The sequence below is a fragment of the Streptomyces sp. NPDC058671 genome (genome assembly GCF_042716475.1).
Lineage (GTDB): Bacteria > Actinomycetota > Actinomycetes > Streptomycetales > Streptomycetaceae > Streptomyces.
On sequence record NZ_JBHXSA010000003.1, the window covers coordinates 138844 to 160190 of the forward strand.

20 protein-coding genes and 1 pseudogene are annotated in these 21347 nt (G+C 70.0%); 3 read left to right on the forward strand and 18 right to left on the reverse strand.

The genetic code is table 11. The features are described 5' to 3' along the window. Position 1: 1 nt before the first annotated feature. The 12 genes from nuoL to ACFWV2_RS05100 are packed head-to-tail and all read right to left on the reverse strand — an operon-like array spanning position 2 to position 12516. Positions 2-1897 carry an NADH-quinone oxidoreductase subunit L gene (gene nuoL, locus ACFWV2_RS05045; RefSeq protein WP_384401794.1) on the reverse strand — a complete coding sequence of 632 codons (1896 nt, stop codon included), beginning with the start codon at positions 1895-1897 and terminating at the stop codon, positions 2-4. A gap of 10 nt (positions 1898-1907) precedes the next feature. Continuing rightward, positions 1908-2207 (reverse strand): NADH-quinone oxidoreductase subunit NuoK, encoded by a 300-nt coding sequence (gene nuoK, locus ACFWV2_RS05050; RefSeq protein ID WP_030214504.1) that lies wholly within the window; start codon positions 2205-2207, stop codon positions 1908-1910. After that, positions 2204-3031 (reverse strand): NADH-quinone oxidoreductase subunit J, encoded by an 828-nt coding sequence (locus ACFWV2_RS05055; RefSeq protein ID WP_360785169.1) that lies wholly within the window; start codon positions 3029-3031, stop codon positions 2204-2206. Before ACFWV2_RS05055 ends, nuoK begins: the two co-directional genes overlap by 4 nt. Then, positions 3028-3606 carry an NADH-quinone oxidoreductase subunit NuoI gene (nuoI, locus tag ACFWV2_RS05060; RefSeq protein WP_384401797.1) on the reverse strand — a complete coding sequence of 193 codons (579 nt, stop codon included), beginning with the start codon at positions 3604-3606 and terminating at the stop codon, positions 3028-3030. The genes ACFWV2_RS05055 and nuoI overlap by 4 nt, the downstream gene beginning before the upstream one ends. Then, entirely contained in the window at positions 3599-4960 is a 1362-nt protein-coding gene (nuoH, locus tag ACFWV2_RS05065) for an NADH-quinone oxidoreductase subunit NuoH (protein WP_384401800.1), read from the reverse strand. The genes nuoI and nuoH overlap by 8 nt, the downstream gene beginning before the upstream one ends. Continuing rightward, the gene (locus tag ACFWV2_RS05070) at positions 4957-7437 is read right to left on the reverse strand and encodes an NADH-quinone oxidoreductase subunit G (RefSeq protein WP_384401803.1); all 2481 of its coding nucleotides are present in this window, start codon (positions 7435-7437) and stop codon (positions 4957-4959) included. Before ACFWV2_RS05070 ends, nuoH begins: the two co-directional genes overlap by 4 nt. Beyond that, complete coding sequence (gene nuoF / locus ACFWV2_RS05075) at positions 7434-8783, reverse strand: NADH-quinone oxidoreductase subunit NuoF (protein WP_384401806.1); 1350 nt, start codon at positions 8781-8783, stop codon at positions 7434-7436. The genes ACFWV2_RS05070 and nuoF overlap by 4 nt, the downstream gene beginning before the upstream one ends. After that, complete coding sequence (gene nuoE / locus ACFWV2_RS05080; protein ID WP_384401809.1) at positions 8783-9523, reverse strand: NADH-quinone oxidoreductase subunit NuoE; 741 nt, start codon at positions 9521-9523, stop codon at positions 8783-8785. Before nuoE ends, nuoF begins: the two co-directional genes overlap by 1 nt. Continuing rightward, entirely contained in the window at positions 9520-10842 is a 1323-nt protein-coding gene (locus tag ACFWV2_RS05085) for an NADH-quinone oxidoreductase subunit D (RefSeq protein ID WP_384401812.1), read from the reverse strand. The genes nuoE and ACFWV2_RS05085 overlap by 4 nt, the downstream gene beginning before the upstream one ends. After that, complete coding sequence (locus tag ACFWV2_RS05090; protein ID WP_360785156.1) at positions 10839-11588, reverse strand: NADH-quinone oxidoreductase subunit C; 750 nt, start codon at positions 11586-11588, stop codon at positions 10839-10841. Before ACFWV2_RS05090 ends, ACFWV2_RS05085 begins: the two co-directional genes overlap by 4 nt. Beyond that, positions 11585-12139: an NADH-quinone oxidoreductase subunit B family protein gene (locus ACFWV2_RS05095; RefSeq protein ID WP_053743379.1), complete on the reverse strand. Its 555-nt coding sequence runs from the start codon at positions 12137-12139 to the stop codon at positions 11585-11587. The genes ACFWV2_RS05090 and ACFWV2_RS05095 overlap by 4 nt, the downstream gene beginning before the upstream one ends. A 17-nt stretch (positions 12140-12156) precedes the next feature. Then, positions 12157-12516, reverse strand: a complete 360-nt coding sequence (locus ACFWV2_RS05100; RefSeq protein WP_019888619.1) for an NADH-quinone oxidoreductase subunit A — start codon at positions 12514-12516, stop codon at positions 12157-12159. A 668-nt stretch (positions 12517-13184) separates the two neighbouring features. Between ACFWV2_RS05100 and ACFWV2_RS05105 the strand changes: the two genes are divergently transcribed. Continuing rightward, positions 13185-14093 (forward strand): C40 family peptidase, encoded by a 909-nt coding sequence (locus ACFWV2_RS05105; RefSeq protein ID WP_384401816.1) that lies wholly within the window; start codon positions 13185-13187, stop codon positions 14091-14093. A gap of 76 nt (positions 14094-14169) precedes the next feature. Here the strand turns inward: ACFWV2_RS05105 and ACFWV2_RS05110 are convergent, their stop codons facing one another. The 5 genes from ACFWV2_RS05110 to ACFWV2_RS05130 form a co-directional block, all read right to left on the reverse strand. After that, positions 14170-15456: a geranylgeranyl reductase family protein gene (locus ACFWV2_RS05110; RefSeq protein ID WP_384401819.1), complete on the reverse strand. Its 1287-nt coding sequence runs from the start codon at positions 15454-15456 to the stop codon at positions 14170-14172. Positions 15457-15601: 145 nt separating this feature from the next. Then, complete coding sequence (locus ACFWV2_RS05115; protein ID WP_360785149.1) at positions 15602-16294, reverse strand: demethylmenaquinone methyltransferase; 693 nt, start codon at positions 16292-16294, stop codon at positions 15602-15604. 84 nt (positions 16295-16378) lie between these two features. Beyond that, positions 16379-16978 carry a hypothetical protein gene (locus tag ACFWV2_RS05120; protein ID WP_384401823.1) on the reverse strand — a complete coding sequence of 200 codons (600 nt, stop codon included), beginning with the start codon at positions 16976-16978 and terminating at the stop codon, positions 16379-16381. Positions 16979-16985: 7 nt separating this feature from the next. Beyond that, on the reverse strand, positions 16986-18200 hold the full coding sequence (gene mqnC, locus ACFWV2_RS05125; RefSeq protein WP_384401826.1) for a cyclic dehypoxanthinyl futalosine synthase: 1215 nt from the start codon (positions 18198-18200) through the stop codon (positions 16986-16988). A 317-nt stretch (positions 18201-18517) separates the two neighbouring features. After that, on the reverse strand, positions 18518-19390 hold the full coding sequence (locus ACFWV2_RS05130; protein ID WP_384401829.1) for a menaquinone biosynthetic enzyme MqnA/MqnD family protein: 873 nt from the start codon (positions 19388-19390) through the stop codon (positions 18518-18520). Positions 19391-19650: 260 nt separating this feature from the next. On the opposite strand from ACFWV2_RS05130, the gene ACFWV2_RS05135 reads away from it, so the two are divergent. Then, positions 19651-19854 carry a cold-shock protein gene (locus ACFWV2_RS05135; RefSeq protein WP_015035453.1) on the forward strand — a complete coding sequence of 68 codons (204 nt, stop codon included), beginning with the start codon at positions 19651-19653 and terminating at the stop codon, positions 19852-19854. Positions 19855-19983: 129 nt separating this feature from the next. Here ACFWV2_RS05135 and ACFWV2_RS05140 read toward each other — a convergent pair. Continuing rightward, positions 19984-20788, reverse strand: a pseudogene (locus tag ACFWV2_RS05140) (M23 family metallopeptidase). A 159-nt stretch (positions 20789-20947) separates the two neighbouring features. Here ACFWV2_RS05140 and ACFWV2_RS05145 point away from each other — a divergent pair. Then, entirely contained in the window at positions 20948-21346 is a 399-nt protein-coding gene (locus tag ACFWV2_RS05145) for a DUF1992 domain-containing protein (protein ID WP_384401832.1), read from the forward strand. Position 21347: the final 1 nt, after the last annotated feature.

Below are 21347 nucleotides of genomic sequence, written 5' to 3' on the forward strand. Positions count from 1 at the left end.
GTTACACCGCCCTCATCAGCAGGGTCGCGGCGATCAGCACCGCAGTACCTCCGAACATGGAGACCGCGTACGAGCGGGCGTAGCCGTTCTGGAGCTTGCGCAGCCAGCCGGAGAGCCCGCCGACGGAGGCCGCGGTGCCGTTGACCACGCCGTCGACGAGGCTGTGGTCGACGTAGACCAGGGAGCGGGTCAGGTGGGTGCCGCCGCGGACGAAGACGACGTGGTTGAAGTCGTCCTGGAGCAGGTCGCGGCGGGCGGCCCGGGTGAGCAGCGAGCCGCGCGGGGCGACCACCGGGACGGGCCTGCGCCCGTACTGGAGGTAGGCGAGGCCGACGCCGATCACCATGACGGCGACGGTGGCGGAGGTGACGGCGGCGGCGCTGATCGGCGGGTGGCCGTGCGCGTAGCCGGTGACGGGTTCGAGCCAGTGCACGAACCGGTCGCCGACGCCGAAGATGCCGCCCGCGAAGACCGACCCGAAGGCCAGCAGGATCATCGGGATCGTCATGGACTTCGGGGACTCGTGCGGGTGCGGCTCGTGTCCCTCGGCGTCGGGCTGCCAGCGCTTCTCGCCGAAGAAGGTCATGAGCATCACGCGGGTCATGTAGTACGCGGTGATGGCCGCGCCGAGCAGGGTGACCGAGCCGAGGATCCAGCCCTGGGTGCCGCCCTTGGCGAAGGCCGCCTCGATGATCATGTCCTTGGAGAAGAAGCCGGACAGGCCGGGGAAGCCGATGATCGCGAGGTAGCCGAGGCCGAAGGTGACGAAGGTGACCGGCATGTACCTCCGCAGGCCGCCGTACCTCCGCATGTCGACCTCGTCGTTCATGCCGTGCATGACCGAACCGGCGCCGAGGAACAGTCCGGCCTTGAAGAAGCCGTGGGTCACCAGGTGCATGATCGCGAAGACGTAGCCGATGGGGCCGAGTCCGGCCGCCAGGATCATGTAGCCGATCTGCGACATCGTCGATCCGGCGAGCGCCTTCTTGATGTCGTCCTTGGCGCAACCGACGATCGCACCGAAGAGGAGCGTGACGGCGCCGACCACGACGACCACCGTCTGGGCGTCCGGGGCGGCGTTGAAGATGTCCGCGGAGCGGACGATCAGATAGACGCCGGCGGTCACCATCGTGGCCGCGTGGATGAGGGCCGAGACCGGGGTCGGGCCCTCCATCGCGTCCCCGAGCCAGGACTGCAGCGGCACCTGGGCCGACTTGCCGCAGGCGGCGAGCAGCAGCATCAGACCGATCGCGGTCAGCGTGCCCTGGGACGTCTCGCCGACCGCCCCGAGCACCGGCCCGAAGGCGAAGGTGCCGAAGGTGGTGAACATGATCATGATGGCGATGGAGAGGCCCATGTCGCCGACCCGGTTGACCAGGAAGGCCTTCTTCGCGGCGGTGGCCGCGCTGGGCTTGTGCTGCCAGAAGCCGATCAGGAGGTACGAGGCGAGGCCGACGCCCTCCCAGCCGAAGTACAGCAGCAGGTAGTTGTCGGCGAGGACGAGCAGCAGCATCGCCGCGACGAACAGGTTGAGATAGCCGAAGAAGCGGCGGCGGCGCTCGTCGTGCTCCATGTAACCGATGGAGTACACGTGGATGAGCGTGCCGACTCCGCTGATCAGCAGGACGAACGTCATCGACAGCTGGTCGAGCTGGAAGGCGATGTCCGCCTGGAAGCCCTCCACGGGGATCCAGGAGAAGAGCCGCTGGTGCAGGGCACGGTCCTCGGCGCCCTTGCCGAGCATGTCGGCGAAGAGGGCCAGGCCCAGGGCGAAGGAGACGGCCGCGAACAGCGTGCCGATCCAGTGCCCGATCTTGTCGAGCCGCCGTCCGCCGCAGAGCAGGACGGCCGCGCCGAGCAGGGGTGCCCCGACGAGCAGCGCGATGAGATTTTCCACGGTCAGCCCCTCACAGCTTCATCAGGCTTGCGTCGTCGACCGAGGCCGAGTGGCGGGCACGGAAGACGGACACGATGATCGCGAGCCCGACGACGACCTCCGCGGCGGCGACGACCATCGTGAAGAACGCGATGATCTGGCCGTCGAGGTTTCCGTGCATACGGGAGAAGGCGACGAACGCGAGGTTGCAGGCGTTGAGCATCAGCTCGACGCACATGAAGACCACGATCGCGTTGCGCCGGATCAGCACCCCGGCCGCACCGATGGTGAACAGCAGGGCGGCGAGGTACAGGTAGTTGACGGGATTCACCGGGTGGCCTCCTCTTCGTCCCGGTCCCGGCCGAGCCGCTCCTCGGAGCGCTGCTCCAGGGCCTTGAGGTCGGCGAGGGCCTCGGTGGACACGTCCCGGACCTGGCCCCGCTTGCGCAGGGTCTGCATGACGGTGAGCTCCGACGGGGTGCCGTCGGGCAGCAGTCCGGCGATGTCCACCGCGTTGTGCCGGGCGTACACACCCGGAGCCGGGAGCGGCGGGAGGTGCTTGCCTTCCCGTACGCGCTGCTCGGCCAGCTCGCGCTGGGTGCGGGCCCGCTCGGTGCGCTCGCGGTGGGTGAGCACCATCGCGCCGACGGCGGCGGTGATGAGGAGCGCTCCGGTCATCTCGAAGGCGAAGACGTACTTGGTGAAGATGAGGGCAGCGAGACCCTCGACGTTTCCGCCGTACGCGCCGTTGGCGGCACCCAGGCCGGCGAACTCCGTCAGCGACGCGTTCCCGATTCCGGCGGCGAGCAGGATGCCGAAGCCGAGACCGCAGGCGGCGGCCCACCAGCGCTGGCCCTTGAGGGTCTCCTTCAGCGAGTCCGCGGCGGTGACACCGACCAGCATGACGACGAAGAGGAAGAGCATCATGATCGCGCCGGTGTAGACGACGATCTGGACGATGCCGAGGAAGTACGCCCCGTTGGCCAGGTAGAAGACCGCCAGGATGATCATGGTCCCGGCGAGGCAGAGCGCCGAGTGGACGGCCCGCCTCATCAGGATCGTGCACAGGGCGCCGATGACGGCGACGGTGCCGAGGACCCAGAACTGAAAGGCCTCACCCGAAGAGGTCGCGTACGCGGCGAGGTTCGCGCTCATGCGTCCACCCCCTCCTCCGCGCCCGTCTCTCCCTTGGACACGGCGACCTGGCGGACCGTGTCGGGCGCGGCCTCGGTGACCAGCCCCCGGTAGTAGTCCTGCTCGGTCATGCCGGGGAAGATCGCGTGCGGCGTGTCGACCATGGTGTCCTCGAGTCCCGCGAGGAGCTGCTCCTTGGTGTAGATCAGGTTCGCGCGGGAGGAGTCGGCCAGCTCGAACTCGTTGGTCATCGTCAGGGCCCGCGTGGGGCAGGCCTCGATGCACAGCCCGCACAGGATGCAGCGGGCGTAGTTGATCTGGTAGACGCGGCCGTAGCGCTCGCCGGGCGAGTAGCGCTCCTCGTCCGTGTTCTCCGCGCCCTCCACGTAGATGGCGTCGGCGGGACAGGCCCAGGCGCACAGCTCGCAGCCGACGCACTTCTCCAGGCCGTCGGGGTGACGGTTGAGCTGGTGCCGGCCGTGGAAGCGGGGCGCCGTCGTCTTCTGCTGCTCCGGGTACTGCTCGGTCAGCCGCTTCTTGAACATGGCCTTGAAGGTCACGCCGAAGCCGGCCACCGGATTCTGGAAGTCAGACACCGTCCGTCTCCTTTCCATCACTCGCAGTAGCGGTATCGGGGGCGCCACTGACAACGAGGTCCCGGTCCCGTCGCGGCGTGCGCCGGGGCACGGGCGCCAGGGACTGTCCGGGCTTGGGCGGTACGGGGAAGCCGCCGGCCATCGGGTCGAAGGCGGGCTCGTCCTCGGGCCCGGCCGCCGCCGCCTTCGCCTTCCGGTCACGGAAGACGTCGACGACGAAGGAGAGCAGCAGCAGTCCGAGGACGGCCCCGGCGACGTACAGGACGATGTTGGTGAAGGCGATGTTCTCGTTCCGCAGGGCCCTGACGGTGGCGACCAGCATGAGCCAGACCACGGAGACCGGGATGAGGACCTTCCAGCCGAGCTTCATCAGCTGGTCGTAGCGGACGCGGGGCAGGGTGCCGCGCAGCCAGATGAAGAAGAAGAGCAGCAGCTGCACCTTGAGGACGAACCAGAGCATGGGCCACCAGCCGTGGTTGGCGCCCTCCCAGAAGGTGGAGACCGGGTACGGGGCCCGCCAGCCACCCAGGAAGAGGGTCACCGACACGGCCGAGACCGTCACCATGTTCACGTACTCGGCGAGCATGAACATCGCGAACTTGATGGACGAGTACTCGGTGTTGAAGCCGCCGACGAGGTCGCCCTCGGACTCCGGCATGTCGAAGGGGGCGCGGTTCGTCTCGCCGACCATCGTGACGATGTAGATGATGAACGACACCGGCAGCAGGATCACGAACCAGCGGTCCGCCTGCGCCTCGACGATCGCCGAGGTCGACATCGACCCGGAGTAGAGGAAGACGGAGGCGAAGGCCGCGCCCATGGCGATCTCGTACGAGATCATCTGCGCGCAGGAGCGGAGGCCGCCGAGCAGCGGGTACGTGGAGCCGGACGACCAGCCGGCGAGGACGATGCCGTAGATGCCGACGGACGCGACCGCGAGGACGTACAGCATCGCGATCGGCAGGTCGGTGAGCTGCATCGCGGTGCGGTGGCCGAAGATCGAGACCTCGTTGCCGGCCGGACCGAAGGGGATCACGGCGATCGCCATAAACGCGGGGATCGCGGCAACGATCGGGGCGAGGACGTAGACGACCTTGTCGGCCTTCTTGACGATCACGTCCTCCTTGAGCATCAGCTTGATGCCGTCCGCGAGGGACTGGAGGAGGCCCCAGGGGCCGTGCCGGTTGGGGCCGACGCGCAGCTGCATCCAGGCGACGACCTTGCGCTCCCACACGATGGAGAAGAGCACGGTGATCATCAGGAAGGCGAAGCAGAAGACGGCCTTGATCAGGACGAGCCACCAGGGGTCCGTGCCGAACATGGACAGGTCTTCGGCGGCGAGCACGGTGTTCATGCCTGGACCTCCGTCGGGGTGACCGCGCCGATGCGGACCAGGTCGCCGGGCTGGGCGCCGGTGTCGGAGAGGACTCCGCGGCCCGCCGAGTTCAGCGGGACCCAGACGACCCGGTCGGGCATCTCCGTGACCTGGAGCGGGAAGGCGACCGAGCCGGCGGGTCCGGTGACCTCCAGGACGTCGCCGTCCTTGACGCCGGTGTCGGCGGCGGTGGCGGCGGAGAGCCGGGCGACGGCCGCGTGCCGGGTCCCGGCGAGGGCGGTGTCGCCCTCCTGGAGCCGGCCCAGGTCGAGCAGGAGCCGGTGTCCGGCGAGGACGGCCTCGCCCTCGCCGGCGCGGGGCGCGGGCCGGCCGGGTTCGACGGGCTCGGACGCCCGCTGCCCGGTCCAGCCGCCGAGCCGGTCCAGCTCCCGCCGTACGGCCCTGAGGTCGGGCAGGGCCAGGTGGACGTCGAGGGCGTCGGCGAGCATGTGGAGCACGCGCGCGTCGCCCGGCGCGACGGGCCGGGTCATCTGCTCGGGCTTGAGCGCGGCCTCGAAGAGCCGGGCCCTGCCCTCCCAGTTGAGGAAGGTGCCGGCCTTCTCGGCGACGGCGGCGACCGGGAGGACGACGTCGGCGCGGGAGGTGACCTCGCTGGGCCGCAGCTCCAGGGAGACCACGAAGGCCGCGTCGAGGGCCTCACGCGCGCGCGTCGGGTCGGGCAGGTCCGCGACCTCGACGCCGGCGACGAGCAGCGCGCCGAGTTCGCCGGTGGCGGCGGCCTCGATCATCTGGCCGGTGTCGCGTCCGTAGCGGTGCGGGAGTTCACGGACACCCCAGGCGGCGGCGACCTCCTCACGCGCGCGGGGGTGGGTCGCGGGCCGTCCGCCGGGCAGCAGCGCCGGGAGCGCTCCGGCCTCGACGGCTCCGCGTTCGCCCGCGCGGCGCGGGATCCACACGAGCCGGGCGCCGGTGGCGGCCGCGGCGCGCAGGGCGGAGGTGAGGGCGCCGGGGACGGCCGCGAGCCGTTCGCCGACGACGATGACGGAACCCTCTTCGCGCAGGGCCTGGGCGGCGGCGAGGCCGTCGCCCTCCAGTCCGACCCGTGAGGTGAGCGCGTCGAGCCACTCGGTCTCGGTGCCGGGGGCGGCGGGCAGCAGCGTGCCGCCGGCCTTCTCCAGGCCCCGGGTCGCGAAGGCGGCGACGGCGTACGTCCGCTGGCCCTTCTTCCGCCAGGCCTTGCGCAGCCGCAGGAAGACGCCGGGGGCCTCCTCCTCGGACTCCAGGCCGGCGAGGAGGACGGCCGGGGCGGCTTCCAGCGAGGTGTAGGTGACACCACCACCGTCCAGGTCGCGGCCGCGTCCGGCGACGGCGGAGGCCAGGAAGTCGGCCTCCTCGCCGGAGTGGACCCGGGCCCGGAAGTCGATGTCGTTGGTGTCGAGGGCGACCCGGGCGAACTTGGCGTACGCGTAGGAGTCCTCGACGGTCAGCCGGCCTCCGGTGAGGACACCGGTGCGGCCGCGGACCAGGCCGTTGGCGGCGGCCTCCAGGGCCTCCGGCCAGGACGCGGCCTCCAGCTCACCGGTCCCGGGGTTCCGGACGAGGGGGGTGGTGAGCCGGTCGCGCTGCTGGGCGTACCGGAAGCCGAAGCGGCCCTTGTCGCAGATCCACTCCTCGTTGACCTCCGGGTCCTCGGCGGCGAGCCGCCGCATGACCTTGCCGCGCCGGTGGTCGGTGCGGGTGGCGCAGCCGCCTGCGCAGTGCTCGCACACGGACGGCGAGGACACCAGGTCGAAGGGGCGGGAGCGGAAGCGGTAGGCGGCCGAGGTGAGGGCGCCGACCGGGCAGATCTGGATGGTGTTGCCGGAGAAGTACGACTCGAAGGGGTCGCCGTCGCCGATGCCGACCTGTTGGAGCGCGCCGCGCTCGATCAGTTCGATCATCGGGTCGCCCGCGACCTGGTTGGAGAAGCGGGTGCAGCGGGCGCAGAGCACGCACCGCTCGCGGTCGAGCAGCACCTGGGTGGAGAGCGGGACCGGCTTCTCGTACGTCCGCTTGACGCCCTCGAAGCGGGACTCGGCCTGCCCGTGGGACATGGCCTGGTTCTGCAGGGGGCACTCGCCGCCCTTGTCGCAGACGGGGCAGTCCAGCGGGTGGTTGATGAGCAGCAGTTCCATCACGCCGTGCTGGGCCTTCTCGGCGACCGGGCTGGTCAGCTGCGACTTCACCACCATGCCGTCGGTGCAGGTGATGGTGCAGGAGGCCATCGGCTTGCGCTGGCCCTCGACCTCGACGATGCACTGGCGGCAGGCGCCCGCGGGGTCGAGGAGCGGGTGGTCGCAGAAGCGCGGGATCTCGATGCCGAGCTGTTCGGCGGCGCGGATGACCAGCGTCCCCTTGGGGACGGAGATCTCGGCGCCGTCGATGGTCAGCGTGACGAGATCCTCGGGGGGGAGGGCGGCTTCGCCGCCGGCCGGGTTGGACGTGGTCACCGTCATGCCGTCACCTCCTTGTGGTTGTCCGCCCAGGCGGTCGACTTGGCGGGGTCGAAGGGGCAGCCCCGGCCGGTGATGTGCTGCTCGTACTCCGCGCGGAAGTACTTCAGCGAGGAGAAGATCGGCGAGGCGGCGCCGTCGCCGAGGGCGCAGAACGACTTGCCGTTGATGTTGTCGGCGATGTCGTTGAGCTTGTCCAGGTCGGACATCCGCCCGCGCCCGGCCTCGATGTCGCGGAGCAGCTGGACGAGCCAGTAGGTGCCCTCGCGGCAGGGGGTGCACTTGCCGCAGGACTCGTGGGCGTAGAACTCGGTCCAGCGGGTGACGGCCCGGACGACGCAGGTGGTCTCGTCGAAGCACTGGAGTGCCTTGGTGCCGAGCATGGATCCGGCGGCGCCGACGCCCTCGTAGTCGAGGGGCACGTCGAGGTGCTCGTCGGTGAACATGGGGGTGGAGGAGCCGCCGGGGGTCCAGAACTTGAGGCGGTGGCCGGGGCGCATGCCGCCGCTCATGTCGAGGAGCTGGCGCAGGGTGATCCCGAGGGGTGCCTCGTACTGGCCGGGCGAGGTGACGTGCCCGCTGAGCGAGTAGAGCGTGAAGCCCGGGGACTTCTCGCTCCCCATCGACGTGAACCATTCCTTGCCGCGCTGGAGGATCGCGGGAACGGACGCGATGGACTCGACGTTGTTCACGACGGTGGGGCAGGCGTACAGACCGGCGACCGCGGGGAAGGGCGGGCGCAGCCGGGGCTGGCCGCGGCGCCCTTCGAGCGAGTCGAGGAGCGCGGTCTCCTCACCGCAGATGTACGCGCCGGCGCCGGCGTGCACGGTGAGTTCGAGGTCGAGTCCGCTGCCGAGGACGTTCGTGCCGAGGTAGCCGGCCGCGTAGGCCTCCCGGACGGCCTCGTGCAGGCGCCGCAGGACGGGGACGACCTCGCCGCGCAGGTAGATGAAGGCGTGGTTCGACCGGATCGCGTAGCAGGCGATCACGATGCCCTCGATGAGGGAGTGCGGGTTGGCGAAGAGGAGCGGGATGTCCTTGCAGGTGCCGGGCTCGGACTCGTCGGCGTTGACGACGAGGTAGTGCGGCTTGCCGTCGCCCTGCGGGATGAACTGCCACTTCATGCCGGTGGGGAAGCCGGCGCCGCCGCGGCCGCGGAGGCCGGATTCCTTGACGTACGCGATGAGGTCGTCGGGGCTCATCGCGAGGGCCCGCCTGAGGCCCTGGTACCCGTCGTGGCGTTCGTAGGTCTCCAGGGTCCAGGAGTCGGGCTGGTCCCAGAAGGCGGACAGGACGGGCGCGAGAAGCTTCTCGGGGCTGCTGTTGTTGATCTCGGCGGCCAAGGTCATCACTCCCCCTCCTGACCGGAGGACTCACCGCGCGGGTGGACGATTCGGTGGGACGGGTTCTCGCCCTTGGCCAGGCGCAGGCCGACGAGGGACGCGGGGCCCGCGCCGCCGGTGGCCTCGACGGCGCCGGGGCGCTCGTCGGGGAAGCCGGCCAGGATGCGGGCGGTCTCCTTGAAGGTGCAGAGCGGGGCGCCGCGGGTGGGTTCGACGGTTCGTCCGGCCCGCAGGTCGTCCACCATCTTCTTGGCGGACTCGGGGGTCTGGTTGTCGAAGAACTCCCAGTTGACCATCACGACGGGCGCGAAGTCGCAGGCCGCGTTGCACTCGATGTGCTCGAGGGTGATCTTGCCGTCCTCGGTCGTCTCGTTGTTGCCGACGGCCAGGTGCTGCTTGAGCTCCTCGAAGATGGCGTCGCCGCCCATGACCGCGCAGAGCGTGTTGGTGCAGACGCCGACCTGGTAGTCGCCGGAGGGCTTGCGCCGGTACATCGAGTAGAAGGTGGCGACGGCGGTGACCTCGGCGGTGGTGAGGCCGAGCGTGTCGGCGCAGAACTGCATACCGGTACGGGTCACATGCCCCTCCTCCGACTGCACGAGGTGCAGCATCGGCAGGAGCGCGGAGCGGGAGTCCGGGTAGCGGGCGATGATCTCCCCCGCGTCCGCGGCCAGCCGGGCGTGGACCTCGGCCGGGTACGCGGGGGCGGGGAGCTGGGGCATGCCCAGGCTGATCTGGTCGGTCATCGGTCGACGCCTCCCATCACGGGGTCGATGGAGGCGACGGCGACGATGACGTCGGCGACCTGGCCGCCCTCGCACATCGCGGCCATGGCCTGGAGGTTGGTGAAGGACGGGTCCCGGTAGTGGACCCGGAAGGGGCGGGTGCCGCCGTCGGAGACGACGTGCACGCCGAGCTCGCCCTTGGGTGACTCGACGGCCGCGTAGGCCTGCCCGGCGGGGACCCGGAAGCCCTCGGTGACCAGCTTGAAGTGGTGGATCAGGGCCTCCATGGAGGTGCCCATGATCTTCGCGATGTGGTCGGTGGAGTTGCCGAGGCCGTCGGCGCCGAGCGCGAGCTGCGCGGGCCAGGCGATCTTCTTGTCGGCGACCATGACCGGGCCCGGCTCCAGGCGGTCGAGGCACTGTTCGACGATCCGGAGGGACTGCCGCATCTCCTCCAGGCGGACGAGGAACCGTCCGTAGGAGTCGCAGGTGTCGGCGGTCGGGACCTCGAAGTCGTAGTTCTCGTAGCCGCAGTACGGGTCGGTCTTGCGCAGGTCGTGCGGGAGGCCCGCCGAGCGCAGGATCGGGCCGGTGGCGCCGAGGGCCATGCAGCCGGTGAGGTCGAGGTAGCCGACATCCTGCATACGGGCCTTGAAGATGGGGTTGCCGGTGGCGAGCTTGTCGTACTCCGGCAGGTTCTTCTTCATGGTCTTCACGAACTCGCGCACGGCGTCGACGGCGCCGGGCGGAAGGTCCTGGGCGAGGCCGCCGGGGCGGATGAACGCGTGGTTCATGCGCAGGCCGGTGATCAGCTCGAACAGGTCCAGGATCATCTCGCGGTCCCGGAAGCCGTAGATCATGATCGTGGTGGCGCCGAGCTCCATGCCGCCGGTGGCGATGCACACCAGGTGGGAGGAGAGCCGGTTGAGCTCCATGAGCAGGACCCGGATGACGCTCGCCCGGTCCGGGATCCCGTCGGTGATGCCGAGCAGCTTCTCCACGCCCAGGCAGTACGCCGCCTCGTTGTAGAACGGGGTGAGGTAGTCCATGCGCGTGACGAAGGTGGTGCCCTGCGTCCAGGTCCGGTACTCGAGGTTCTTCTCGATGCCGGTGTGGAGGTAGCCGATGCCGCAGCGGGCCTCGGTGACGGTCTCGCCGTCGATCTCCAGGATGAGCCGGAGCACGCCGTGGGTGGAGGGGTGCTGGGGGCCCATGTTGACGATGATGCGTTCGTCGTCGGCCTTGGCGGCGGACTGGACGACCTCTTCCCAGTCGCCACCGGTCACCGTGTAGACGGTGCCTTCTGTCGTCTCTCGGGGAGACGCGTGGGAAGTGCTCACGAGTACGACCTCCGCTGGTCCGGAGCCGGGATCTGGGCGCCCTTGTACTCGACGGCGATGCCGCCGAGGGGGTAGTCCTTGCGCTGCGGGTGGCCCTGCCAGTCGTCCGGCATCATGATCCGGGTGAGGGCGGGGTGGCCGTCGAAGACGATGCCGAAGAAGTCGTACGCCTCGCGCTCGTGCCAGTCGTTCGTCGGGTAGACGGCGACGAGGGACGGGATCCGCGGGTCGGCGTCGGGGGCCGAGACCTCCAGGCGGATCAGCCGGCCGTGGGTGAGCGAGCGCAGGTGGTAGACGGCGTGCAGCTCGCGGCCCTTGTCCCCGGGGTAGTGGACGCCGGAGACGCCGGTGCAGAGCTCGAAGCGGAGCGCCGGGTCGTCGCGCAGGGTGCGGGCCACGCGGACGAGGTGCTCGCGCTCGATGTGGAAGGTGAGCTCGTCGCGGTCGACGACCGTCCTCTCGATGGCGTTGTCCGGGAGCAGGCCCTGCTCCTCGAGGGCGCCCTCGAGTTCGTCGGCGACCTCGTCGAACCAGCCGCCGTAGGGGCGGGTGGCCGGGCCGGGGAGCCGGATCGAGCGGACGAGGCCGCCGTAGCCGGAGGTGTCGGCGCCGCTCTGGGCGCCGAACATGCCCCGCTGGACCCGGACCTCCTCGCCGTGGTCCCCGCGCTGACCGGGCAGGTTCTGCTCGCTCAGCTCCTTGTCGGGGTTCGGGGTTTCGTCACCCTTCGGGGTTTCGTCGCTCACCGGAGCAGACCCTTCATCTCGATCGTCGGCAGCGCCTTGAGCGCCGCCTCCTCCGCCTCGCGAGCCGCCTCCTCGGCGTTCACGCCGAGCTTGGAGGTCTGGATCTTCTGGTGGAGTTTGAGGATCGCGTCGATCAGCATCTCCGGGCGCGGCGGACAGCCGGGCAGGTAGATGTCGACCGGCACGATGTGGTCGACGCCCTGGACGATCGCGTAGTTGTTGAACATGCCGCCCGAGGAGGCGCAGACGCCCATGGAGATGACCCACTTGGGGTTGGGCATCTGGTCGTAGACCTGCCTCAGGACGGGTGCCATCTTCTGGCTGACCCGGCCGGCCACGATCATCAGGTCGGCCTGGCGCGGCGAGCCGCGGAAGACCTCCATGCCGAAGCGGGCCAGGTCGTACCGGCCGGCTCCGGTGGTCATCATCTCGATGGCGCAGCAGGCGAGGCCGAAGGTCGCGGGGAACACGGACGCCTTGCGCACCCAGCCCGCGGCCTGTTCGACCGTCGTCAGCAGAAAGCCGCTCGGGAGTTTCTCTTCGAGTCCCATAGGTGCCCCTCAGCCCCTCAGTCCCATTCCAGGCCGCCGCGACGCCACACGTAGGCGTAGGCGACGAAGACGGTGAGCACGAAGAGCAGCATCTCCACGAGCCCGAAAAGCCCCAGGGCGTCGAAGGTGACGGCCCAGGGGTAGAGGAAGACGATCTCGATGTCGAAGACGATGAAGAGCATCGCCGTCAGGTAGTACTTGATCGGGAAGCGGCCGCCTCCGGCGGGAGTGGGCGTCGGCTCGATGCCGCACTCGTACGCCTCAAGTTTTGCCCTGTTGTACCGCTTTGGGCCGATAAGCGTGGCCATGACCACGGAGAAGATCGCAAACCCCGCACCCAGGGCACCGAGCACGAGGACGGGCGCGTACGCATTCACGCTCCTCGCTCCTTCCAGTCGTCCTTGACCGTTGGACCGCACGGCCGGAGTGAAAGATCGCCCCCATGTGAGGCAGTTCACAAGCCCGGCTGCCCCGCATCTTATGCCTGCCCCTCTGTGATCTGCGACACGGGGTGCGCCAACGAGTTTGTGATCTCCACCACCTGACGAAGGATCATGAAGTCGGATGAGCGGTGATCTTGTTGCGCGAAGCGCCCAGGTGATCACCAGATGTGACATCCGGACCGGAAATCGCTGATCGGAGGGGGTGCCGCTCTATCAAGCCGTGGCCCATACAAGCAAATTGGCGATGGACGCGTCACGGTGATAAAGCGACCGCTCGTCGCCCGGTCGAGGGGCGTCGTGGACGAGGGTGGACACGTGCGCGCTTTCACGAGCGTTCGTGAGACGCCGGTGTGACCTGCATCACGCCGTCAGGTCTTCGAAAAAGCGGGGCTTGGCCAAGGGTGCCAAGAGGTGGTAAGGGTCGGGCAATTCGGGCGTTTCAATGAAAACCCGTGATCAAGGGCCAGTTACGCCATGCCCGTTTTGCCCGTTACGGCGTCAATAAGGGCCCCACGGAAGCGGATTAGAAGCTTCCGAACGTAACTGTGGCGCAACCCACCTTTCTTGAAGGGAACCGTGTAGCCCTGATAGCGGTTGTACCCATGTCCCACACCGCTCACATACCCAGCCACCGGAAGCCCCGCCGCAGCGCCTCGAAGCTCGCGCTGCGCGCCGGAGTCGCCGGTGGCGTCCTCGGCGCCATCGCGGTGGCCGGTGCTGCCGGGCCGGCGAATGCCGAGCCGGTGACCGAGACCATCGAAATGCCCACCCTGGGCTCCCTGGAGACCGGCGCCGGTCTCGCCAGCGCCGTCGCCGCCTCCGCCGAGGCCTCCCACCAGGAGGCGCTCGACCAGAGCCTCCTGGCGCAGGAGAACGCGGCACTGCAGAAGGCCGCCAAGGAAGCCAAGCAGGCCAAGGCCGAGGCGGACCGCAAGGCCGCGGCCGAGCGTGCCGAGAAGGCCCGCCTCCAGGCCGAGCAGGAGCGCCAGGAAGCGGAGGCGCGCGCCTCCCGCGACCGTGCGCGCACCCAGCTCGTCACCACCTCCGCGAGCTCCTCCGACGACAACGGCTCCTCGTCGTCCTCCGACAGCGGCTCGTCGTCCTCGGACAGCGGCTCCTCGTCCGACTCCGGCGACACCGAGACGCAGGCCCCCTCCGGCTCCGCCGCCGCGATCGTGGCCTTCGCCCGCGCCCAGGTCGGCGACGCCTACGTGCGGGGCGGCACCGGCCCCAACTCCTGGGACTGCTCGGGTCTCGTCCAGGCCGCCTACCGCGAGGCCGGCATCGACCTGCCCCGCATCTCCAGCGACCAGTCCAGCATGGGCACCTCCGTCTCCCTGAGCGACCTCCAGCCGGGCGACATCCTGTACTGGGGCAGCCGCAGCGGCTCGTACCACGTCGCCATCTACGTGGGCGGCGGCAACTACGTCGGCGCGCAGAACACGTCGACCGGCGTCGTCCAGCGCTCCCTCGACTGGGACACCCCGTCGGGCGCCGTGCGCATCCTCTGATCCTTCCCGCCTTCACGGCGAAGGGCCGTCACTCCTCGGGGGAGGGACGGCCCTTCGGCGTTCGTACGGCCGGGGGTCAGGACTTGGGGGCGACCTTGGACAGGCCGTTGATGATGCGGTCCATGGCGTCGCCGCCCGTCGGGTCGGTGAGGTTCGCCAGCATCTTCAGCGTGAACTTCATCAGGAGCGGGTGGGTCAGGCCGCGCTGGGCGGCGATCTTCATGATCTTCGGGTTGCCGATGAGCTTCACGAAGGCACGGCCGAGCGTGTAGTAGCCGCCGTAGGTGTCCTTGAGGACCTGCGGGTAGTTGCGCAGGGCCAGTTCGCGCTGGGCGGGAGTGGCGCGGGCGTGGGCCTGGACGATGACGTCGGCCGCGATCTGGCCGGACTCCATGGCGTACGCGATGCCCTCGCCGTTGAACGGGTTGACCAGGCCGCCCGCGTCACCCACCAGGAGCAGGCCCTTGGTGTAGTGCGGCTGGCGGTTGAAGGCCATCGGGAGGGCCGCGCCGCGGATCGGGGTCGTCATGTTGTCCGGGGTGAAGCCCCAGTCCTCCGGCATCGAGGCGCACCAGGCCTTGAGCACCTCGCGCCAGTCCAGCTCCTTGAACGCCGACGACGAGTCGAGGATGCCGAGGCCGACGTTGGAGGTGCCGTCGCCCATGCCGAAGATCCAGCCGTAGCCGGGCAGGAGACGGTCCTGCGCGCCGCGCCGGTCCCACAGCTCCAGCCAGGACTCCAGGTAGTCGTCCTCGTGCCGCGGGGTGGTGAAGTAGGTGCGGACGGCGACGCCCATCGGCCGGTCCTCGCGCCGGTGCAGGCCCATGGCGAGGGAGAGCCGGGTGGAGTTGCCGTCGGCGGCGACGACGAGCGGGGCGTGGAAGGTGACCTCGCGCTTCTCCTCGCCGAGCTTGGCGTGGACGCCGGTGATCCGGCCCGTACGGTCGTCGACGACCGGGGCGCCGACGTTGCAGCGCTCGTACAGGCGGGCGCCGGCCTTCTGGGCCTGGCGGGCCAGCTGCTCGTCGAAGTCGTCGCGCTTGCGGACGAGTCCGTAGTCCGGGTACGAGGCGAGTTCCGGCCAGTCGAGCTCCAGGCGGACGCCGCCGCCGATGATCCGCAGGCCCTTGTTCCGCAGCCAGCCGGCCTCTTCGGAGATGTCGATGCCCATGGAGACGAGCTGCTTGGTGGCGCGGGGGGTGAGGCCGTCGCCGCAGACCTTCTCACGGGGGAACGCGGTCTTCTCCAGGAGCAGGACGTCGAGTCCCGCCTTGGCCAGGTAGTACGCGGTGGTGGAACCGGCCGGGCCTGCCCCGACGACGATCACATCTGCGGTGTGCTCGGAGAGGGGCTGCTCGGTCACGGCGGAGTCTCCCGAAGGTTCGGCGATGAGGACGTATCGCAGTCTATGGGTGGCGGCCGCGCCGGGACCGGAGGGTCACCACCGGGGGCATGAGCCGGCGGCCCGCACGGGCGTCGGCGGCTCCGGCCTGTACGTCAGGTGACCGTCAGGCCTTGAAGCCGCGGTGGAGGGCGACGATCCCACCGGTCAGGTTCCGCCACGCCACCTTCGACCAGCCGGCCTTCTGGAGCATGCCCGCCAGGGTCGGCTGGTCCGGCCAGGACTGGATGGACTCGGCGAGGTACACGTACGCGTCCGGGTTGGACGACACGGCACGGGCCACCGGCGGCAGCGCGCGCATCAGGTACTCCTCGTACACCGTGCGGAACGGCGCCCAGGTCGGGTGCGAGAACTCGGAGATGACGACCCGGCCGCCGGGCTTCGTCACCCGGAACAGCTCACGCAGGGCCTGCTCGGTGTCCTGGATGTTGCGCAGCCCGAAGGAGATGGTGACGGCGTCGAAGACGTCGTCGCGGAACGGCAGCTTCGTACCGTCGCCGGCCGTGAACGGCATCCACGGGTGCCGCTGCTTGCCGACGCGGAGCATGCCGATCGAGAAGTCGCAGGGCACGACGTACGCCCCCGCGCGGGCGAACGGCTGCGAGGACGTCGCCGTACCGGCGGCCAGGTCCAGGATCTTCTGCGCGGGGCGCGCGTCGACGGCCTTGGCGACCTCCTTGCGCCAGCGCCGGTCCTGGCCCAGGGAGAGCACGTCGTTGGTGAGGTCGTAGTTCGCCGCCACGTCGTCGAACATCGAGGCGACTTCGTGCGGCTGCTTGTCCAGGGTGGCGCGGGTCACTGGCGTTCGGCCTCGCAGAATCGGGGTACGGGCGGGCTCACCCATTGTCTCAGCACCCCTCCCGGCCCGGCCGTCAGGGCGCGCTCAGCGGGCGCGGTGGACCAGGCGGCCGCCGAGGACCGTGGCGACGCAGGTCGACGGGCCGAGGCGGACCAGGGCCGCCCGGTCGGGCACGTCGAAGACGGCGAAACGCGCGGGGCCTCCCGCCACGAGGCGGGGCAGCAGCACCAGCGGCTCCGGCGAGAAGGACGGCGGTCCCGGGAGCCTCTCCGGGCGGCGGCCGACCGCGAGACCGACCCGGCGCACCGCGTCCACGGCGGCCCGGGCGCGCAGTTCACCGGCCACGGCCACCGTCCCGTGGGCGAGCAGCCGCTGCACCCCGCGGCGCGCGGAGGCGCCGCGCCGGGAGGGGTCGGCCCGGAAGATCCGCTGCGCCCGCTCCCCGGTGATCGGCTCGGTGCCGAAGCCCGCGGCCTCCCGGGGGTCCGGGTGGTACATGCCCTCCAGGAGTTCGGGCGCGAACGGGTTGAGGAGCCCGGGAGTGAGGATGCCCGGCCACTCCCGCACCCGCGCCTCGGGGTGGGCGGCGGCCAGTTCCTCGTACGGGCCGACGGCGGCGACGAGGGCGCCGTCGACCAGGACGGCGGTCCCGGGCGTCGCCTCGGCGACGTGGAGGGTCAGCACCGGCGGGTCAGTTGGCGTCGAGGAGCTTCAGCTCCGGGTGGGCCGTGCCCCCCTCGATCGCGACGGACGAGATGTGCGAGACGACGCGCTCGTCGACCGGGTCGTTCGCCGGGTCGTCGTGGACGAGGAGGTGCTCGTACGTGGTCGCGCGCTGCGCCGGGACGCGGCCCGCCTTCCGGATCAGGTCGATGATCTCCATGCGGTTGGAGCGGTGCCTGGCACCGGCCGAGGAGACGACGTTCTCCTCCAGCATGATCGAGCCCAGGTCGTCGGCGCCGTAGTGCAGCGACAGCTGGCCGGCCTCCTTGCCGACGGTCAGCCACGAGCCCTGGATGTGGGCGATGTTGTCCATGAAGAGCCGCGCGACCGCGATCATCCGCAGGTACTCGAAGATCGTCGCCTGCGTGCGGCCCTTGAGGTGGTTGTTCTCGGGCTGGTACGTGTACGGGATGAAGGCCCGGAAGCCGCCCGTCCGGTCCTGCACGTCCCGGATCATGCGCAGGTGCTCGATCCGCTCGGCGTTGGTCTCGCCGGTGCCCATCAGCATGGTGGAGGTCGACTCGACGCCCAGCCCGTGGGCGATCTCCATGATCTCCAGCCAGCGCTCGCCGCTCTCCTTGAGCGGGGCGATGGCCTTGCGCGGCCGTGCGGGCAGCAGCTCCGCGCCGGCGCCCGCGAAGGAGTCGAGCCCGGCGGCGTGGATGCGGGTGATCGCCTCCTCGACGGAGACACCGGAGATGCGGGCCATGTGCTCGACCTCGGAGGCGCCGAGGGAGTGGATGACCAGCTGCGGGAAGGCCTGCTTGATGGCGGCGAAGTGCTCCTCGTAGTACTCGACGCCGTAGTCCGGGTGGTGGCCGCCCTGGAACATGATCTGGGTGCCGCCGAGCTCCACGGTCTCCGCGCAGCGGCGCAGGATGTCGTCGAGGTCGCGGGTCCAGCCCTTCTTGGTGTCCTTCGGCGCCGCGTAGAAGGCGCAGAACTTGCACGCCGTCACGCAGACGTTCGTGTAGTTGATGTTCCGCTCGATGATGTACGTCGCGATGTGCTCGGTCCCCGCGTACCGGCGGCGGCGCGCGGCGTCGGCGGCGGCGCCGAGGGCGTGCAGGGGCGCCGAGCGGTAGAGGTCGAGCGCCTCCTCGGGGGAGATCCGGCCACCCGCGGCAGCGCGGTCGAGAACGGCTGCGACATCAAAAGACGTGAGTTCGGCCTTCTCGGTCACCGGGTGTGTCCCTTTCGGAGGGGTTCTTGCAGACCGAACCAGCGTACGCCAGGGCTCCTCGCGGCTTCCGCTGGGTGGCGTAGGGGGACGCGACGCCGAGGCGGGCGCGCGGACCCGAATGCCCGACAGCGGGCCCGGCCGACGGATAGCGGATCCGAATGCCGGACAGCGGGCCCGGCCGACGGATAGCGGATCCGAATGCCGGACAGCGGGCCCGGCCGACGGATAGCGGATCCGAATGCCGGATAGCGGGCCCGAATGCCGGATGTACGACGCCGGGATTGCCGTGCGGGGACGCGGCGGCGAATTCGTGAGACCTAACGGGAGGCCGGCGGAAGGAGTTCGACCGTGACGTCCCCGGGGAAGCCGGTCGTGGGGCCGGTGCGGCGGGCGAACTCACGGACTCCGGCGAGCTGCTCGGGCCCGAAGCGGAAGTCGAGCGTGCGGAAGTACCGCTCCAGGAGTTCCGCGTCGAACGTCTCCCAGCGGGCGGCCTGCTCGGCGACCTTGGCGACCTCTTCGAGGGAGAGGTCGCGCGAGGCCAGGAACGCCTGGTGCACCTCGTGGACCGTCTCCGGTTCGCGCGCCAGGAAGTCCTTGCGCGCCGCCCACACGGCGAAGACGAACGGCAGGCCCGTCCACTCCTTCCACATGAGCCCGAGGTCGTGGACCTGGAGGCCGAGCCGGGGCGCGTCGTGCAGGGAGGCGCGGAGCGCGGCGTCGCCGATGAGGACGGCCGCCTCGGCCTCCTGCATCATCACGCCGAGGTCAGGGGGGCAGGTGTAGTAGGCCGGCGCGACCCCGTACCGCTCGGAGAGCAGCAGCTGGGCGAGGCGTACGGACGTACGGGAGGTGGAGCCGAGCGCGACCCGCGCCCCGTCCAGGTCCTCCAGAGGCCGCTGCGAGACGATCACGCAGGACATGACGGGCCCGTCGCAGCCGACGGCGATGTCCGGGAGGGCCACGAGGTCCTTCGCGTTGCGCAGGTACTCGACGAGGGTGATGGGGCCGATGTCGAGATCGCCCCGGACGAGCCGCTCACTGAGCTTCTCGGGGGTGTCCTTCGTCAGCTCCAGATCGAGGAGCGTTCCGGTTCTCGCCAGGCCCCAGTAGAGGGGGAGGCAGTTCAGGAACTGGATGTGCCCGACGCGGGGCCGGCTGCGCTGCTGCTCGTCGGTTGCCTTGTCCACATAGTGAGGCTAGACCCGTCTCGTCCCGTGGGTCCCGGCGGGGCTCGCGCGTCAGTGCGGGGAGCGAGATCAAACCTGTGGGTGGCGTGATCTTTCGCTCTTTCGCCCCGAGCGTCCTGCGTGCTAGGCTCGTCGCAAGTTGCAGTTTGGTTTCCCTTGCAGTACAGAGCCTGCGGAGCATGTAACCCGCAGGCTTTTGTAGTTTTCAGACTTCTTTGCAGGTTCTGGAGCAGGGCAACCCTTTGGCCCAAGGAGGGCTTATGGCTACCGGAACCGTCAAGTGGTTCAACGCTGAAAAGGGCTTCGGCTTCATCGCCCAGGACGGCGGCGGCCCGGATGTCTTCGTCCACTACTCCGCGATCAACGCGAACGGCTTCCGTTCGCTCGAGGAGAACCAGCTCGTGACCTTCGACGTCACGCAGGGCCCCAAGGGCCCGCAGGCGGAGAACGTCTCCCCGGCCTAAGGTGCCCGGGTCGGCGGAAAAGCACGACTAGAGCAGTACCCAAGGAGCCCCGCTCCGTGCCCCCGGGCACGAGCGGGGCTCCTGCCCTTTTGGGGCGCTTCCCGGCCCTGACGGGTGTTGCTGGGCCTCTCAGCAGTTCGGGATGACGGTCCCGTCGTTGTCGCGGGCCTCGTCGTTGCCCCAGCGGGGCAGGTAGTACGCGGAGACGTACGCCCCGTATCCGTTCTTCCCCGCGTAGACCGTGTCCAGGTCGGTCTTCAGCCACCAGTGGTTGTAGTTGCCGGAGGCGTCGCGGATCTCCTGGCCCCATACCTTGCAGTAGACGTAGTTGGTGCCCGCGTTCAGGACGCCCTGCGGGGAGGTGGTGCTCGCCTGCGCGTAGCCGGTGGCGGGGCGAAGGTGTCGACCCAGTACTTTCCGCCGCCCCCGCCGGAGCAGCCGTTGTCACTGGTCAGGGACTTGGAGCCGTAGGAGCCCGGGTACGGCGCGAGGGAGGCTCCGTTGATGACGATCGGCTGGCCTACGCCGTTGTAGAGCTGCTCGTAGTGGATGTGGGCGCCGGAGCTGTTGCCGGTGCTGCCGGTGGTGCCGATCTGCTGGCCCTGGGAGACCGCGGCACCGTGGGCCACCGAGTAGGCGTTGAGGTGGAAGTAGGACGTCTTCCAGCCGCCGCCGTGCTCGATCACGATGTAGTTGCCGGCGCCGGACGGCTGGGAGTAGCGGTAGGCGGTGCCGGACGCCGAGGCGAGGACCGGGGCGCCCGCGGTCGTACCGCCGTCGGAGCGGACGAAGTCAAGGGCCTGGCGGACCTCCGCCGAGTGGTGGCTGTAGGTCCAGGTCTGGCCGCACGGGTAGGGCGCCTTGAAGAGGGGCGCCGCCTGGGCGGGGTGCTGGTGACGAGCGCGGTGAGCAGGCCCGCGACGAGCGCGAGCAGGGTGCCGAGGGGGGATCCGGGCACGCATGCATCCTCCGGGTACCGAGACGGGACAAGGGTCGACGCGCGTTGAACGGACCACAGCGTGCCGGAAGATCGCGTGTCGCAGTAGACCGCGAGGACCACACCCCGACGGGGCCGTTTACGTAGTCTGGACACATGACCGAACGGAAGCCACCCGGAGTCAGCTTCGAGTCGTTCGTGGACAAGCAGATCCGCGAGGCCGCGGAACGGGGTGAGTTCAGCGGCCTGTCGGGCTTCGGCAAGCCGCTGCCCGACGACTCGGCCCCGTACGACGAGCTGTGGTGGATCAAGGGCAAGATGCACCGCGAGGGCGCGTCCGTGCTGCCACCCTCGCTGGCCCTGCGCAAGGAGGCCGAGGACGCGGAGGCGGCGGTGGCCGCGGCCGTCTCGGAGAGCCAGGTCCGCCGCCTGCTCGGCGAGATCAACATCAAGATCGCCGAAGCCCTCCTCCGCCCGCCGGCGGGGCCGCCGCTGAACCTGCGGCCGTTCGACGTGGAGGCGATGGTGGAGACCTGGCGGAAGAAGCGGGCGTAGC

What these genes read in the sequence shown, in the direction of transcription:
- nuoE (WP_384401809.1), bottom strand. Translation starts at nt 9,523, where the DNA reads ATGACCGACCAGATCAGCCTGGGCATGCCCCAGCTCCCCGCCCCCGCG.
- ACFWV2_RS05095 (WP_053743379.1), bottom strand. Translation starts at nt 12,139, where the DNA reads ATGGGACTCGAAGAGAAACTCCCGAGCGGCTTTCTGCTGACGACGGTC.
- ACFWV2_RS05145 (WP_384401832.1), top strand. Translation starts at nt 20,948, where the DNA reads ATGACCGAACGGAAGCCACCCGGAGTCAGCTTCGAGTCGTTCGTGGAC.
- ACFWV2_RS05105 (WP_384401816.1), top strand. Translation starts at nt 13,185, where the DNA reads ATGTCCCACACCGCTCACATACCCAGCCACCGGAAGCCCCGCCGCAGC.
- ACFWV2_RS05070 (WP_384401803.1), bottom strand. Translation starts at nt 7,437, where the DNA reads ATGACGGTGACCACGTCCAACCCGGCCGGCGGCGAAGCCGCCCTCCCC.
- nuoH (WP_384401800.1), bottom strand. Translation starts at nt 4,960, where the DNA reads ATGAACACCGTGCTCGCCGCCGAAGACCTGTCCATGTTCGGCACGGAC.
- ACFWV2_RS05135 (WP_015035453.1), top strand. Translation starts at nt 19,651, where the DNA reads ATGGCTACCGGAACCGTCAAGTGGTTCAACGCTGAAAAGGGCTTCGGC.
- ACFWV2_RS05055 (WP_360785169.1), bottom strand. Translation starts at nt 3,031, where the DNA reads ATGAGCGCGAACCTCGCCGCGTACGCGACCTCTTCGGGTGAGGCCTTT.
- nuoF (WP_384401806.1), bottom strand. Translation starts at nt 8,783, where the DNA reads ATGACCTTGGCCGCCGAGATCAACAACAGCAGCCCCGAGAAGCTTCTC.